This window comes from uncultured Senegalimassilia sp. (assembly GCF_934632265.1).
Taxonomy (GTDB): domain Bacteria; phylum Actinomycetota; class Coriobacteriia; order Coriobacteriales; family Eggerthellaceae; genus Senegalimassilia.
In genome coordinates, this window is the sequence record NZ_CAKTYH010000011.1 from 15491 (window position 1) to 30320 (window position 14830).

A 14830-nucleotide genomic window follows, 5' to 3' on the forward strand; every position below is an offset into this window, starting at 1 on the left:
GCCCCGGCATGTGGCTTGCGAATTCCGCGGCCTTTGCTGGGGCCGATCCCCTCGCGTTCGGCGGTTCATCTGCTAGAATCGCATCTGCATCGCTTCTATGCTTATCATTTGGGGGAGACCGTCTTGAAACACTTGTACACGCTCCGCGCCGTTGGCCGACGCGCCGCCGCGCTTGCGCTGAGCGCGGTACTGGCCGCCACCTGCATCTCGCTGGCGCCGCTTTGCCCGGCTTCCGCCCAGGAGCAGGCCCCTGACACCTCTTCGCAATCCGAATCCCCCGAGATCAAAACCGTGCGCGTGGGCTGGCTGCTCAGCAACCAGGGCTTCCAAAACGGCATGCCCGGCGAGTACCTGTCCGGGTGGGGCTACGAGTACCTGCAAACGCTGTCCTACTACACCCCCGGCTGGAAATACGAGTACGTCCCCGGCACCTTCCCCGAGCTTATCCAGAAGCTCAAAGACGGCGAAATCGACCTGATGCCCAACATCTCCTACTCCGCCGAGCGCGCCGAGAAGCTGCTGTTCTCGTCGAACCCTCAGGGTATGGAGCACTACTACATCTATGCGAAACCCACCGACGACGCGCTGGCAACGGGCGACCCGGCCGAGCTCAACGGCTTGACCATCGGCGCCAACCCCGACGTCATGCAAACCGAGGTGGGCAAGCAGTGGATCGAGAACCAGGGCATCAGCTGCGACTACCGTTACTACAACAGCGGCAACGCGCTGTTCGACGCGCTTTCCTCCGGCGAAGTTGACGCCATCATCATGAACGACACTATCTCGTCAAGCGACGCCATGCCCGTGTTCTCCGTGGGCGAGAGCAACTATTACTTCGCCGTACCCAAATCGCGACAGGACCTGATGGACGACATCAACGCCGCCATGACCATGCTCAGAAGCACCAACCCGCGTTACAACGACGAGGTGAAGACCCGCTATTCCACGCGCAACAGCGGCTCGGCGGCGCTGACCGGCGGCGAGAGCGCCTGGCTTGCCGGCCACGGTAACGCCATCACCGTCGGGTATTTGGACGACCTGCTGCCGTTCTCCAACCAGGGGCAGGACGGGCAGATCGAGGGCTCGCTTTCCGCCCTGGTCAGCACGCTGGAGGAGCAGTACGGCATCGCGGTGAACGCCGTGCCGTTCGAGTCGAACGAGGAACTCACCGACGCGCTGCGCGACGGCAGCATCGACGTGGCCATGCCCGTCAACAAGGACTATTGGCTTGCCGAGCAGGCGGGGTTCATCCAGTCGTCGGTGATGACCACCACCTCGCTTGTGGCCATCTACGCAGGCGGCAACCTTGACGACGCGCTGAAGAACATCGCGTACCACGACCGCTCGCTGCTTGACAGCATCGACCTGCAGGTGCGCTATCCCGAGGCCACCATCACGCAATACCCCGACGCCCATGCATGCATCGACGCCATCAAGGCGGGCAAGGCATCGTGCCTGATCATGACCGTTACCGGGCTTGACACGCTGCGCGACCAGGTCGATCTGGGGAGCCTTGTCACCTCCGAGATGCCTAAGAGCATCGCGCTTTCCTGCTGGATGCGGCAGGGCGACGCGCAGCTGCTCAGCATCGTGAACAAGGGCATCGTCAGCGCCACCGACGACATCGCGGCAAGCGCGTACTCGCATTATTCCTATTCCGACGGGCAATCCGAGTTCGCCCAGTTCGTCGAGCACAACCGCGTGGCCATCCTCACGGGCATCGGCGCGCTGCTTGTGGGCGTGATTGCCATCCTGACGTGGGCGCTGCACAGCGCGCGCGAGGCGCAACGCAGGGCGCAGGAGGCCAGCGCCGCGAAGACCGCGTTCCTTTCCCGCATGAGCCACGACATCCGCACGCCGCTCAACGGCATCTTGGGGCTTTTGGAGCTCAACGGGCAGCACCCCGACAACGCAGTGGCGAACGCCGAGAACCGCGCGAAGGCGAAGGTGGCGGCCAACCATCTGCTCACGCTGATCAACGACATCCTGGAGATGAGCAAGATCGAGGACCACGCCGTGGAGCTTGAGAACCTGCCGTTCAACCTGACGGACCTGTGCCGTGACATCTTCGTGCTGGGGCAGATCCGCGCCAACAGCCGCGACGTCGCGCTGACCACCAGCGGCCCGGACACCTTCGCCTACCCCGACGTGTACGGCAGCCCGCTTCACGTGCGCCGCGTGCTCCTGAACCTGGTGGAGAACTGCATCAAGTACAACAAACCCGGCGGCACCGTGCACTGCTCGGCCGAGCAGATGGACCTGGTCGGGGACAAGGTCGTCTACCGCTTCATCATCAGCGACACGGGCATCGGCATGTCGCCGGAGTTCCTCAAGCACCTGTTCGAGCCGTTCGCGCAGGCCAACGACGACGCGCGCAGCAACTACCAGGGCACGGGCATGGGCATGCCCATCGTGAAGGCGCTCGTGAAGAACATGGGCGGCAGCATTTCCGTGGAAAGCAAGCTGGGCCGGGGCACCACGTTCACCGTGGACCTGCCTTTTGTGATCAACCGCACGCCCGAGGCTGCGGAAGCGCCGGCTGACGCCGAGGAATGCGACATTTGCGGCATGAGCATCCTGCTGGTCGAGGACAACGAGCTGAACACCGAGATCGCCCAGACGCTGCTGGAGAACGACGGCGCGCTGGTCACCACCGCCGTCAACGGCAGGGAGGCGCTCGAGCTGTTCCGCGCCAAGCCCGCCGGCACGTTCGACGCCATCCTCATGGACGTCATGATGCCCGAGATGAACGGCTACGAGGCCACGCGCGCCATCCGCCTGTGCGACAAGCCAGACGCCGCCGACGTGCCCATCATCGCCATGACCGCCAACGCCTTCATCGAGGACGTAGCGCGCGCCAAAGAGTCCGGCATGAACGACCACCTCTCAAAGCCGATCGAGATCGAGAAGCTGAAGAAGACGTTGGCGAAGTATCGCGTGAGGTAACGCGGTGGCGCTGGCGACGGGCGCCCCCGCGCCTCGCGACTCGCGAGCGACGGGCCGGCTGGTTGCGGCGGCCGCGTCAGACTTGCCCCCGAGGATGCACGAGCCGCCGACGCCCGAGGGGCCGGCGGCTCGGCGGCTCGGCGGCCTGCGTGGGGCAAGCCGAGCCCGTCGCTCGGCTTCCCAACGCCCAAGTCCGACATCCCCGCTTTTAACGCAAAGCGGCCCCTTTCGCTTGAAGGCTTCCTTATTTGCAAGGGGTTTGGGGAAAGGAAAGCCTCCAAGCGGAAGGGGCCGCAGGGAAACGGTTAGGGGCGGGGCGGGCACTGCGCGGGCGTTAAATCTGCGAAGCGCGACGACGCAAGGACCGGCTCGCCCCCGCCTGGGCGCTGCGTTCGCGGCGCCCAGGCAAGACTCAACGGCCTAGTAGAACATGAACACGCTCATGCCCATGTTGTAGAAGGCCACGCGCAGGCACACCGCGCCTACGAGCGCCGCCGCCACGGCCACGCCGCCGAACAGCTTCCAGCCGGCAGCGTCGCCCTTCTTGCGGGCCAGCACGCAGCACACAAGCGGCACCGCCGCGCCCACGATCACGGCGCCGACCCACAAAAGCGGGGCCTGACCGCCGGCCGTCGCGGCGGCGTCCACCATCTCCTTGGTGGGCACTGTCGGGTCGAAGTAGTATCCCACCTGCGTGAACGCGCTTCCGCTCATCTGGATGAACGCCGCATACGCCACGCTCGTCACCGCGCCGATGACGCTGCCCGCAAGCGCCGGCAGGCCAACGGCATCAAGCACATCGCCCTTCACCGCCATCACGATCGCGCACGTCGCAGGTCCCAGGATGCACGCCGCTCCCACGATCGACAGCACCTCGAGCACGCAATCCCACACCGGGCGCGCCGCCATCATGTAGCTGTGCGCGCAAACCGCGGCCAGGACCACGCCCATCGCCACCGCCAGCACGGCCATCCATTTGGGCACGGTGCCGCCGTCATCGGACTTGCGAGCAAGCGCGAAGTACGCCACCGCCACGATCACGAACACCACGATCGCGATCAGCTCCTGCGTGATCCCGCTGGTCAGATGACCGAATCCGTTGAAGATGCGCTCCCAGTGCTGCAGATGGAAGAACACCGCGATGCCGGACGCCGCCAGCAGCACGCACGAAAGCACGCACAGCATCTGCTGCGACTTCTTCGCCGCTCCGCGCAAGGCCAGCACGCCCTGCGCTCCGAACACGCCGGCCGCCCAAGCCACCAGCGTCGTGAACAAAATCAAGGGCCATTGCAGTTCCATGGCTACTCACCGCCTTCCGCGATCGAACCGAACACAACGTCAGCGCAAGCCGCTGACCGGGCTTTTTCAAGGCTCGCCTCCAAGGCGGACCCGCTTTCGGGGAGCAAACAGCGTTGCGGTCTCATCGCCCTCACTCCTCCCCTTGCCACTGCTCGTCGCGCAAGATGTACACGAACCCGGGCTTGTTGCCCACATCGGGCAGATGATGGATATCCGAATCCTTGTACGGCTTCACGGGGTAGTCGCAGCTCTCGCCCGTCACCTCGCCCAGCTTGATGCGCGCCTTGACCTGCGCGTCATAGGATTTGTCGCCCTCGAGCGGGGCACCGGGGGCCTCGAAGCTCTCGATGCCCTTCTCCAAGTCGCCAAAGAAGCGCGCTCGGGCGCCGCACTGCGCCACGCACTGCGGCAGCTCGCCTTGGGCCACCTTCTGCTCGCACATCGTGCACTTCTCCACCACGCGCTCCTCCTCGTTGAGGTAGCGGACGCCGTACGGGCAGGCCATCGCACAGAACTGGCAGCCGATGCACTTGGACTTGTCGATCTGCACGGTGCCGTCGGGCAGCACGTGCGACGCCTCGGTCGGGCACACCTGCACGCAAGCAGGGTTCTCGCAGTGCTGGCACTGCACCGTCAGGAAGTATGTGTACACATCCGGCCACTGGCCGCCTTCCTGGCGCGGGTTCGGGCCGATGCGCAGCACCTTGTTCCAGTAATTGCCGATGGGCACGTTGTTCACAACCTTGCAGCTGATCGAGCAGGCAAGGCAGCCGACGCATTTGTTCAGGTCGGTCAAAATCGCGTAATGCGTCATGGTTTACGCCTCCCCTCTGGGATCGTCGTAGTCGGGCAGCCAATCCTTCAGACGCGGATCATCGCACGTGTGGATGATGGGCGTACCATCGTCGCCGCACGGCACGGGGTTCCCGAACGGGGAGTTCTCCGCCGTCGCCTTGTACACGCGCACCGGGTACGCGCGCAGGTTCGACGAACCGCAGATGCGGTCCTGCGCATGGCGGTCGATCAGGCAGTTCACGCCGGAGAGCTTGAAGCCGTGATCGGCCTGCTCGAGCTCGGGGTACCACCACTGATGCTCGGCGTTCACCACGCCGGGCTCGATACCGTAGTACAGGTCCACGACCTCGCGAATCTTGTGCGTGAACGCCTCGGTGTAGGGCGTGGCCTGGTACGACGTCTCGATCCACACCCAATCGCCCTGCTCAAGCCCCAGGCGCTGCGCGTCGGCGGGGTTCATCTCCAGGCGCGGCACGGGCCACTGCTCGCGGCACCACGGCAGCTGGCGATGCTCGCTGTGGAAATAGGTGCCCTGGCGACGGCCGGTGGTCATCAGGAACGCATTGTCGTCGGTGTAGGAATCGGGCTCCAAAACCGGGCTATGCGGCGCCTCGACGAAGTGCGGGAACACTTCCTTCTCGGAGAACTTCTCGTCGGAAAACGCCATGTTCGGCGTCACATCGTCATTGTTCACGCCGTTGACTAGCCATGACTCAAGCACCGTGGACCAGATCTCCTGCTTGTGCGTGGTGGTGTTCCAACCCTGGCGCTGCTTGGGCGAAGGCGGGAAACCGCCGGAGATGTGCCCGTTGCCGATCTCGTAGCGACGGTACATGCCCCACTCCATCGGCTTTTCCACCTTGGAATCGAACCAGCCGTTTTTCTGGAACTCCTCCTTGTAGTCCTTCCACTTCGGGATGCGGAAGTTCGCCAGGCCGACCTCGTTGCATGCGTCCACGCACGCCTCACCCTCAAGCCACTTCGCGCCGTGCTTGGTCTCGTCGAAGTACGGGACGCCCGCGGCCTTGTAAAGGCCCACGACGATCTCCAGGTCGTTCTTCGCCTCGCCGGGCGGATCGATCGCCTTCACCGTGGCGCCGAACGCGCCGGAGGAGCCCTGTGACTTGCGGATGCAGTCAAGCTCCATCCAGTGAGCCGCCGGCATGACGATGTCGGCCACCATGTCGACCGTGGGCGTGTGCCACAGGTCGATGGAGCACCAGAAATCCAGCTTGCACAGCTGCTCGGCGTTGTAGATGGAGTTGCCCTGGTTCATGAAGTCGCCGGTCTGGCCGATGCCCACCGTCACCGGGTAAGGGTCGCCGGTGTTGATGGCGTCGTAGATCGAGGTGCAGTCCGCCCAGCCCGGCCCGCAGTCGGACCCGATCATCGGGAAGCGATCGGCACCCAAGATCTTGCTGGAATCGTACTTCGGGATCTCCTTGGAGTCGCCGTTGCACATTGCCAGGTCGAAGTACGGCCAACCGGGCGTGGAGCCGCGCATGCCGCCGGGCACGTCCATGTTGCCCGTGATGCCGCACACCAGGTCGCAGGCGCGCTGGTTCTGCACGGAGTTGCATGCGTGCTCGGGCGCGAGCATGTACTGGATGCCGCCGTTGCCATAGCCGGTCGACGGGTCCACGCGCGTTGCGTAGGCGATGGCGGCTTCCTTCAGCGTCTCGGCCGCGACGCCCGTGATCTGCGAGGCCTTTTCAGGCGTGTAATCGGCCAGGAAGTCGATGTAGTGCTCCCACACGGTGCGCACGTGCACCTTCGTACCGTCCTTGAGCGTGACCTCGTGGCCCCCCTTCTCCGTGTACAGCGCCGGGTACAGCCCGTCGGGGAACGGCGTGTAGTCCAGCACGAAGCCCTGCGTCTGGCCCGTGGCGTCCAGGCCGGGCTGCTTGGCCTCGCGGCCTGCGGTGGCCGGTTGCCAATCTTCGCCTTCCCAACCCGGGTTGTCGGCGGTGGTGTCGTAGTAGGACAGCTCGCCCGTCATCTCGTTGAGCACCATGAAGCGGCCCGACGATCCGTCTTCCTTGATGTCGGACTCCTTCAGAAGGCGCGTCTTGATCTTCTTCGACTGCTGCGTGGAAGCGCATTCGGTGGGCTTGAACGACTCCTCCTCGACCACCAGCATGGGCGCGTTCATCCATTTACGCACGTACATGTCGTCGTACAAGTCGTTCTCGATGATCACCTGGGCCCAGCAGTTGGCCACCGCGCCGTCGGTGCCCGGACGCAGGTTCACCCAGATGTCGGCCTCCTTGCCCAGGTTGGTCTGGCGCGGGTCCACGATGATGTGCTTGTCGGCGCGGGTGGCCACGTCGACGGTGGTGCGGCAGCTATCGTCGTAGTTGGACAGCTCCGATGCGCCGCCCCACTGCACGAACACGTGCGGACGGCCGACCACTTCCATCCAGCTGTACGCGTTGGATGCGTCAAGGCTGGTGGCATAGAAGCGCGGGCCCTTGCAGATCTCGTTGGCCTGGATGCCGTTGGGGCTGCCGAAGCACTGCTTGAGGCTGCCATAGGGGCCCATGGCCCAGATGCGGCTGGTGCCGCCCATGAAGATGCAGGTTTCCTTACCGTATTTGTCCTGCTTCTCGTGAATGGCGTCGACCGTTGCCTTGTAGGCCTCGTCCCAGGTGATGCGCTCCCATCCCGGGTCCTCCCCCTTGGGGTTCGTGCGCCGCAGCGGGTAGCGAAGGCGCGTGGGGTGATAGGCCGCCTGCAGGCTGGCCTGGCCCTTGGCGCAGTGGTTGCCCGCAGACTGGAACGCGCTCTCGTCGCCCTCCGACTTGATGACGCGTCCATCCTGGACCGTCACCCATACGCCGCATTCCATCTTGCCGCAGCCGCGGCACGCCGAACGGATGCGCTTGACCCCGCCGGCTTTCGACGTGGCCTCCTCCTTGGTTTCGGCTAGGGCTTCTCCCCCGATTCCGGCGACGCCGAGCGCAGCGGCAGAAGCTGCCGCCATCTTCGTGAACGCTCGACGCGTCATGTTGAACTTGCCCATTCCTCCTCCTTTCATCGGTTACGAAGATGCCTTCACAATATGTCCACAATCAGGGAAGAGGTATCGGGCGCAGTGCCCATTTCGCCCCAAGGGCGCATCGGGCGCTGAGCACGATAGCCTTTGACCTGGGGAAATGTAGTGTTATTTTCTATCTAGGATAATTTAATCGACATCGAGGCGCTGCCGCGCGATACGCCGTTCCGCGCCTTCGGGAACGGTGCGGGTAGAATGGAGGGCATCTGATCGTATCGCTGGGGGGCGACGATGCAGCTAGGGCGCAGGGAGCGCGAACGCCGCAGCGCATGATCTAGAGAGGGGAATCATGCAGCACGAACATACTCCGACAAGCGGCGAGCTGATGGTAGGCGCCGCGCTGGGATGCAGCACCGCATGGGTGTCCATGGCGTTCAAGAGCATGGGGCTGTACGCGGGCATGGCGCAGGCCGAGTCGACGCTTGACGCCGTGTACCTGGTTTCCATCATCTCCGTGGCGCTCACGCTGCTGGTCGCCGGCGCGCTTGCACAGGAGACCGAGAAGCTTATCACGGGCAAGGCGAGCATCTGGGCGCTTCCCGCCGCGATCGCCGCCAGCACGCTCGCCATGCCCCTATGCACCCGCTTGCCCGCAGGCGCCGACATCACGGCGATGGTCGCCGTCGGCGCGATCTCGGGCGTTGCATCGGGGCTGTTCCTCATCCGGTTCGGCGTTTCGTTCAGCCTGCTTTCCACCGGCTCATGCATCATCGCGGCGGCAACCGGCACGATCGCCGCGTCGCTGCTGTTCGCGCTGTTCCTGCTGTTCGACCCGCTTCCGGCCTGCTCGCTTGCCGCCTCGATGCCGCTGTTCGCCGCCGTGCTGCTGGCGTTCGGCATGCACGTCCTGGCCGACCAGGGGAAGGCGGAATCGATCGAAAGCGCCGCCGAGCAGGCGCGAAAGGAACGGGAGAAGGAAGGGCCCGAGCGGATGCCCAAGCGCGAGTCCGCGCTAAGCGGGCGGGAGCTCGACCGTTTGACGCTGCAGCTTGCCTTGTGCTCCGCGCTCATCGGGTTCTCGAACGAGGCGGTGCGCACGCTATACGTGCATATGGGCGTTCGCGACGTCGGCGGCGTCGGTTACGCGACCGTCGAAGGCGGCGGCGCCTTTGTCGCCACGGTCATCGTGGTCGGCATAGCCCTTGCGCTTGCGAACATGAAAACGCAGCGCATGGCGCGCAACATCTACCATTTCCTTATCCTGCTGCTCGTTAACAGCGTGCTGCTGCTGTTGGTTCCCGTCGTATACGGACAGCGCGCCGCCCTGATCGCGCACGCGCTGAACTCGGCATCGTACGCGTGCTTCGGCATGTTCATGTGGACGATCCTGGCGGGCGTTTGCAATCGCTGCCCGGGGCAGCGCATCCGCACGTTCGCGTTCGTACGCGCCGGCTGGGCGCTCGGCCCGCTAGCCGGTGTAGTCGCCGGACGGTTCGTGCTGCACCAGCTGGGCATCAGCGTGGAGTCCGCCATGCCCATCATAGGGTTCGGCGTGCTGGCCATCCTCATTGCCAGCGGCTTCGCGTTCTCCGAAACCGATCTTGCGCGGGCCATGGACCTGCTGCCCATACGCCACAAGCGGCGTTTCCGTGAAAAGTGCGCAAGGATCGCCGCCGAGCACGCCCTGTCGGACCGAGAGAGCCAGGTGATGGTGCTGCTGGCGAAGGGCCGCAACCTGCCCTACATCCAAGACGAGCTGCTGCTGTCGAAAAGCACCGTGAGCACGCACCGTCAGCATATCTACACGAAGCTGGACATCCACTCGCAGCAAGAGCTCATCGACCTTGTGCAGAACACGAAGGAGAAGCCGACCGCATCCTAAGCGGCCGACAGGGGGAGCGGCGGGTCGGCGGCGGGCTGGCGGCGGGTCGGCTCCGCAGAGCCGCCGGCCCCTTGTCGGACGCCCGAGCGCGCCAGCCTGCCGCCCTGCGGCGGGCGCGGCGGCTCGCGGGCCGGGATCCGTTCGCGGTGGGCTTGTCGGACGCGGCGACTCGCGGGCCGAGCGCGCTTGCAGGAAGCGTTCGCCTGACGAACCCGCGGGCGCGCGCCGGGCATCCCGCGGCCGTCTACCCTACTCCCTTCGCAACCTTCCTCACCTGCGGAAACGTTGATATACCCTACTCCATGCGATTCTTTCTCCCTGGGGTTTTCCCTATCCTTTTCCCTGCTCGCACGTAGCAAGAGAGAAGGAACTCAAGGAGAGGAGAACATGTGAGCGAGAACGAGAATGCGCCTGCGCCGAGGCGCGCGCATCGCGGGGCCATCGTGGGCGGCGTGGTCGCGGTCGTCGTGGTGGTCGCCGCAATCGGGGCGTTCGTCTGGCACGAGCAGCCCAGCTTCTGCAACGCCATCTGCCACACGCCGATGGACGGCTATCTGGAAACCTACGAGGCGACGCCCGGGCAACCCGCAACCGACAAGTGGGGCAACCCCGTGGCCGACGCGTCCGGCATGCTTTCCGCCGTGCATCGCACCAACAGCAGCGACGCCGACTGCCTGACCTGCCATCAGCCCGTCATGAGCGAGCAGATCAACGAGGGCATGGAGTGGATCGGAGGCAACTACACCCTGGTGGCCACCGACGGCAACCCCGACGGCGTGCTGACCGAGCGCAGCACCGATCAGCTGACCGAGGCGCGCGGCGTCCAGGGCGACCAGTTCTGCCTGAACAAGGACTGCCATGACATGACGCGCGAGGACCTGACCGCCATGACCGAGGTCAAGACCGACAACCCCGCCATCAGGATCCGCAACCCGCACTCCTGGCAGCACGGCCAGCAGGCCTGCACCGATTGCCACAAGGCGCACCGCGCCAGCGTGCTCACCTGCACGCAGTGCCACGCCGACATGCAGGTCCCCGAGGGCTGGATCTCCGCACAGGAAGCGAAACTGCTTCCCAACCAGGCCTAACGCGAAACAGGAGCAACCATATGAGCAATAAGACGTTAAGCCGCCGAAGCTTCCTCACCGGCTTCGGCGCAGCAGGCGCCCTGGCTGCCGCCGGCGCGCTGACGGGCTGCGGCGCCCCCGCCGTGGCCACGAAGGAGGACCTGGAGCGCCAGAAGGCCGCCGAGAAGGGCGACTGGTGCGAGAAGCCGGCCGTCCCGCAGAAGGTCGCCGAGACCTTCGACGCCGACGTGGTCGTGGTCGGTGCCGGCAACGGCGGCATGGTGGCCGCCACCACCGCGGCGCAGGCGGGCGCGAAGGTCATCGTGCTGGAGGCTTCCAACGGCCTGGCATGCGCACGCGAGGCCATCGGCGCGCTGAACTCCAAGCTGGCCGGCGAGCACACCGAGGACGTGGCGAAGATCATCAACTACGCCAGCCAGACGCAGTCCGGCGACATCAACCCGCCACTGTACCGCACCTGGGCCGAGAAGTCCGGCGAGATGATCGAGTGGATGGCCGAGACGCTGGCGCCGCTGGGCATGGTGTTCCCGTTCGAGTGGCACAAGCCCGACGACGAGCACGCCTACTATCCCGCCATGTGCTACAACCCCTGCCTGGGCGAATACAACCCCGAGGGCCCGAACTACACCGCCTACATGCATCTGCGCATGCTGCAGCAGGTCTTCGAGGGCCTGGGCGGCGAGATCAAGTTCCTCACGCCCGCCGAGCAGCTGATCCAGGACGGCGACGGCCGCGTAACCGGCGTATATGCCACAAAGGCCGACGGCAGCTACATCAAGATCAACGTGGCGAAGGGCGTCATCCTGTGCACCGGCGGCTACGGCGCCAACGACGATATGCTCGAGGCGCTGCAGCCCGGCGTGACCGACTGGTGCGTCACCGGCAGCTCCACGTGCGAGAAGGGCCAGGGCATCAAGATGGCCCTGTGGGCCGGCGGCCAGCTTGAGGCCGGCGGCGGCTCGATGATCTGGAACCGCGGCGGCATGACCGACGACACCACGTTCGGCAAGCCCTACAACGGCGAGCTGTTCATCATGGGAAGCCAGCCCTACCTGCACGTGAACACGCGCGGCGAGCGCTTCATGAACGAGGACCAGTGCTACCCTATGAGCTATTCCATGGCGTGCAACCAGCCCGGCCATTACAGCTGGGAGGTGTTCGACGGCAAGTACTACGAGGACGCCGAGCGCTTCGACACCTGCGGCTGCTCGCGCATCGTGCCGGCGCCGGCGGGGACTGCGTTCAACGCCGACGTGTACAGCCTTGAGGCGGTCGGCAAGGACAACCTGGACAACTTCTGGATCGGCCCGGCGCTGCAAAACGGCGTGCTGAAGAAGGCCGACACCCTTGAGGAGCTGGCCGACGTCATGGGCTTCTCCGACGAGGAGAAGAAGACGTTCCTGGCAACGGTCGAGCGTTACAACAAGCTCTACGAGCAGGGCGAGGACGTGGACTTCGGCAAGCCGATGTACCGCATGTCGTCGGTGTCGCAACCGCCGTTCTACGCGGCGCGCATCGCCGGTACCATGCTGGCCACCATGCACGGCATCATCACGAACGTGAACAGCCAGCCCGTGCGCGAGGACGGCAGCGTTGTGGAGGGCTTGTACGTTTGCGGCAACGACCAGGGCGGATTCTACCCGCACAACTATCCAAGCAACCTGACGGGCATCAACGCCGGCCGCACGGCCACATTCGCCCGCATCGCCGCCAAGCACGTCTGCGGCGTGGAGTAAGCGGGAACGAGCGCGCCGGGGCGGAGCGCTTGCGGGGGCGTCCTTCGGGGCGCCTCTTTTTGCGTTGGGAGATGGGCTCGGGTGCGCCGACGCAGACTGAGCCGGCAACGGGCTTTTGCCCTGCGCGTTTTTGCGTTCGGGCAAAACTAGCAGCGAAGTGGGGCTTTGCGCGCGACAGGCTTTCGGCGTGTCGCGCGTTTTTCGTTTTGAGGCAGGTTTGCGGGGCCGCGATTTGGATTACAGTTCGTCGCTCATGACCAGGTCGATGAGCTCTTGGCGCGAGTGCACGTCGAGCTTCGTGTAGATATGCTTCGCATGCGTAGCGGCCGTGTCGCGGCTGATGATGAGCGCGTCGCGGACATACGGGATGGAACGCCCGTGCGCCAAAAGGCCGAACACCTCGGTTTCGCGCGGCGTCAACTTATGCTCACGAGCCAAAAGCGCCACCCGCTGCCCGATGAAGTCCACAGGCTGCGGGCCTTGCGAGGAGGGATTGGATGCGGAGCCTTCGCCCCCACCGACGCCAACAGCAGCCGACGCACTCGCGCCCGCACCCCTGACACTTTGGGGACGTAGCACTAAGTGTCCGGTTTCGGTTTCGGCAGCCGTCCCTTCGCCAACTGCGGTTTCGCCAGCCGACGCACCAGGCGCCGATGCGCCTTCGCTTTCGCCTTCCCCGCCTGCATCCCTGACATTTTGGGGACGTAGCACTAAGTGTCCGGCCTCGGTTTCGCCAGCTGCTACGCCTGCGGCCGCAATCGCGCCGGAGCCCGCCGCCGAAGCCGACGCCGCGCAAGCCGTGCCCGCGTAAACCGGGGCCGTTTCCCAGGACAAAAACCTGGTTTCGTCGTTGAGCGCCAGCATGACCGCAGCAACCAGCGCGACGATCAGCACCGCCGCTGCCCCGGAAGGCTCGATGGCGCTAGCGCCTATCGCGCCCTGCAGGGGAAACGACACCAACAGGCCGAGCAAATCGCCCACATGCACGAACAGCCAGCCCACGGCGTACGACTGCACCGGGGTGGCCGCTCCGCGGGCGGCGTAGGACGCGAAGTACATCTGCGTGATAACGCAAAACGCGAAACGAGACGCGATGCCCACGCCCGCCGCCGCAAAAGCCCCCGTTTTCGCGCCAAGCACGATGATTGCGGCGAATCCGGCGACCATCAGCGGGCACATCCACCGATATGCGAACGACAGCGACACGCGGCGCGGCCCAGCGGTCGCAGACACGCTGACCACCGCCATGAACAGGGCGCTTGCCACGAAGATGACCACAGCATGGGACGCATCGGCCGAGGACGACGCCCAAAACGAGCCCTCGATGCTCACGAACATGCACGCGGCCAAGATGCCGAAGCCCCCGCGGCCCATGGAGCCGAACGCTTCGCGCAACGGAAGCGGGGCTGCCGGCAGGGACGCGTGGTCTGCCGAGGCCGAGGCGCTGACCTTAGGCCAAGCGCGCCAGAGCAAAACGCCGCTGACAAGCGGATATGCCGAAACAAGCGCGATCGACGCGGCGTGCGGCGCCGCCATGGCGGCAAGTGACAGCAGCGCCGCCACGAACGCGGACGCCGGCGCGCACGATTCGACGGCGTCTTGCGGCAGGCGCGCATACAGCTGACCCCACATCACCCACATCAGCGCACTGCCCGCGCCCGTGATGATCGCCGATACGGCGAACAGAAGCGGCGTTGTGACGACGCCGAACGCCGGGAGCGACAGCATCGGCGTGGTGACGGCAACCGCCAAGGGAGCGGCAACGACGAGCGCACGGCAATTCGTCGGCGGCCCGAGCCTGCGCTCCGCCGCGACGATAACGACCAGCGACACCACCGCGGAGCCGACGGGCAACACGCTCAGAGCCAAACGCCGGGCCGTGCCGCCTCCCATCGCGTCCACCACCAGCGACAGCCCGTCCATGGACCCGGAGTAAAACGCGCAAAACACCCAAGCTAGCAGGAACCCCCATCCCAGGCAGCGGGCATTCGCCTTCATCTCATCGATCATGATCCCCCCTTCGTTTCGCCTATCATACGGTAAAACACCAGGTGAAAGGAATCACCCGCTTTCGGGTATTGACGCAAGC

General features: G+C 65.2%; 8 protein-coding genes. 4 read left to right on the plus strand and 4 right to left on the minus strand.

The genetic code is table 11. The features are described 5' to 3' along the window. Positions 1-123: 123 nt before the first annotated feature. A complete protein-coding gene (locus Q0H50_RS01890; RefSeq protein WP_294418736.1) occupies positions 124-2946 on the plus strand; it encodes a transporter substrate-binding domain-containing protein in 2823 nt (940 codons plus the stop codon). Positions 2947-3366: 420 nt separating this feature from the next. Here Q0H50_RS01890 and Q0H50_RS01895 read toward each other — a convergent pair whose 3' ends face one another. The 3 genes from Q0H50_RS01895 to Q0H50_RS01905 all read right to left on the minus strand — a co-directional run bounded on the left by Q0H50_RS01895 (position 3367) and on the right by Q0H50_RS01905 (position 8062). After that, positions 3367-4245 (minus strand): DmsC/YnfH family molybdoenzyme membrane anchor subunit, encoded by an 879-nt coding sequence (locus Q0H50_RS01895; protein WP_294418745.1) that lies wholly within the window; start codon positions 4243-4245, stop codon positions 3367-3369. A 130-nt stretch (positions 4246-4375) separates the two neighbouring features. After that, positions 4376-5059, minus strand: coding sequence for a 4Fe-4S dicluster domain-containing protein (locus Q0H50_RS01900; protein ID WP_294418754.1), 684 nt, complete (start codon positions 5057-5059; stop codon positions 4376-4378). Positions 5060-5062: 3 nt separating this feature from the next. Further along, a complete protein-coding gene (locus tag Q0H50_RS01905) occupies positions 5063-8062 on the minus strand; it encodes a molybdopterin-dependent oxidoreductase (protein ID WP_294418757.1) in 3000 nt (999 codons plus the stop codon). 322 nt (positions 8063-8384) lie between these two features. Between Q0H50_RS01905 and Q0H50_RS01910 the strand changes: the two genes are divergently transcribed. From Q0H50_RS01910 to Q0H50_RS01920, 3 genes are all read left to right on the plus strand, one after another. Then, a complete protein-coding gene (locus Q0H50_RS01910; RefSeq protein WP_294418759.1) occupies positions 8385-9917 on the plus strand; it encodes a LuxR C-terminal-related transcriptional regulator in 1533 nt (510 codons plus the stop codon). 389 nt (positions 9918-10306) lie between these two features. Continuing rightward, positions 10307-11005 (plus strand): cytochrome c3 family protein, encoded by a 699-nt coding sequence (locus Q0H50_RS01915; RefSeq protein ID WP_294418762.1) that lies wholly within the window; start codon positions 10307-10309, stop codon positions 11003-11005. Positions 11006-11025: 20 nt separating this feature from the next. Further along, positions 11026-12741: an FAD-dependent oxidoreductase gene (locus Q0H50_RS01920; RefSeq protein WP_294418764.1), complete on the plus strand. Its 1716-nt coding sequence runs from the start codon at positions 11026-11028 to the stop codon at positions 12739-12741. Between the two features lie 237 nt (positions 12742-12978). On the opposite strand, the gene Q0H50_RS01925 is transcribed toward Q0H50_RS01920, so the two are convergent. Continuing rightward, positions 12979-14751: a helix-turn-helix transcriptional regulator gene (locus Q0H50_RS01925; RefSeq protein WP_294418767.1), complete on the minus strand. Its 1773-nt coding sequence runs from the start codon at positions 14749-14751 to the stop codon at positions 12979-12981. Positions 14752-14830: the final 79 nt, after the last annotated feature.

Excerpts from the sequence above, each read along its gene's own strand:
- Q0H50_RS01895 (WP_294418745.1), bottom strand. The coding sequence starts at position 4,245 with ATGGAACTGCAATGGCCCTTGATTTTGTTCACGACGCTGGTGGCTTGG.
- Q0H50_RS01900 (WP_294418754.1), bottom strand. The coding sequence starts at position 5,059 with ATGACGCATTACGCGATTTTGACCGACCTGAACAAATGCGTCGGCTGC.
- Q0H50_RS01905 (WP_294418757.1), bottom strand. The coding sequence starts at position 8,062 with ATGGGCAAGTTCAACATGACGCGTCGAGCGTTCACGAAGATGGCGGCA.
- Q0H50_RS01910 (WP_294418759.1), top strand. The coding sequence starts at position 8,385 with ATGCAGCACGAACATACTCCGACAAGCGGCGAGCTGATGGTAGGCGCC.
- Q0H50_RS01920 (WP_294418764.1), top strand. The coding sequence starts at position 11,026 with ATGAGCAATAAGACGTTAAGCCGCCGAAGCTTCCTCACCGGCTTCGGC.
- Q0H50_RS01925 (WP_294418767.1), bottom strand. The coding sequence starts at position 14,751 with ATGATCGATGAGATGAAGGCGAATGCCCGCTGCCTGGGATGGGGGTTC.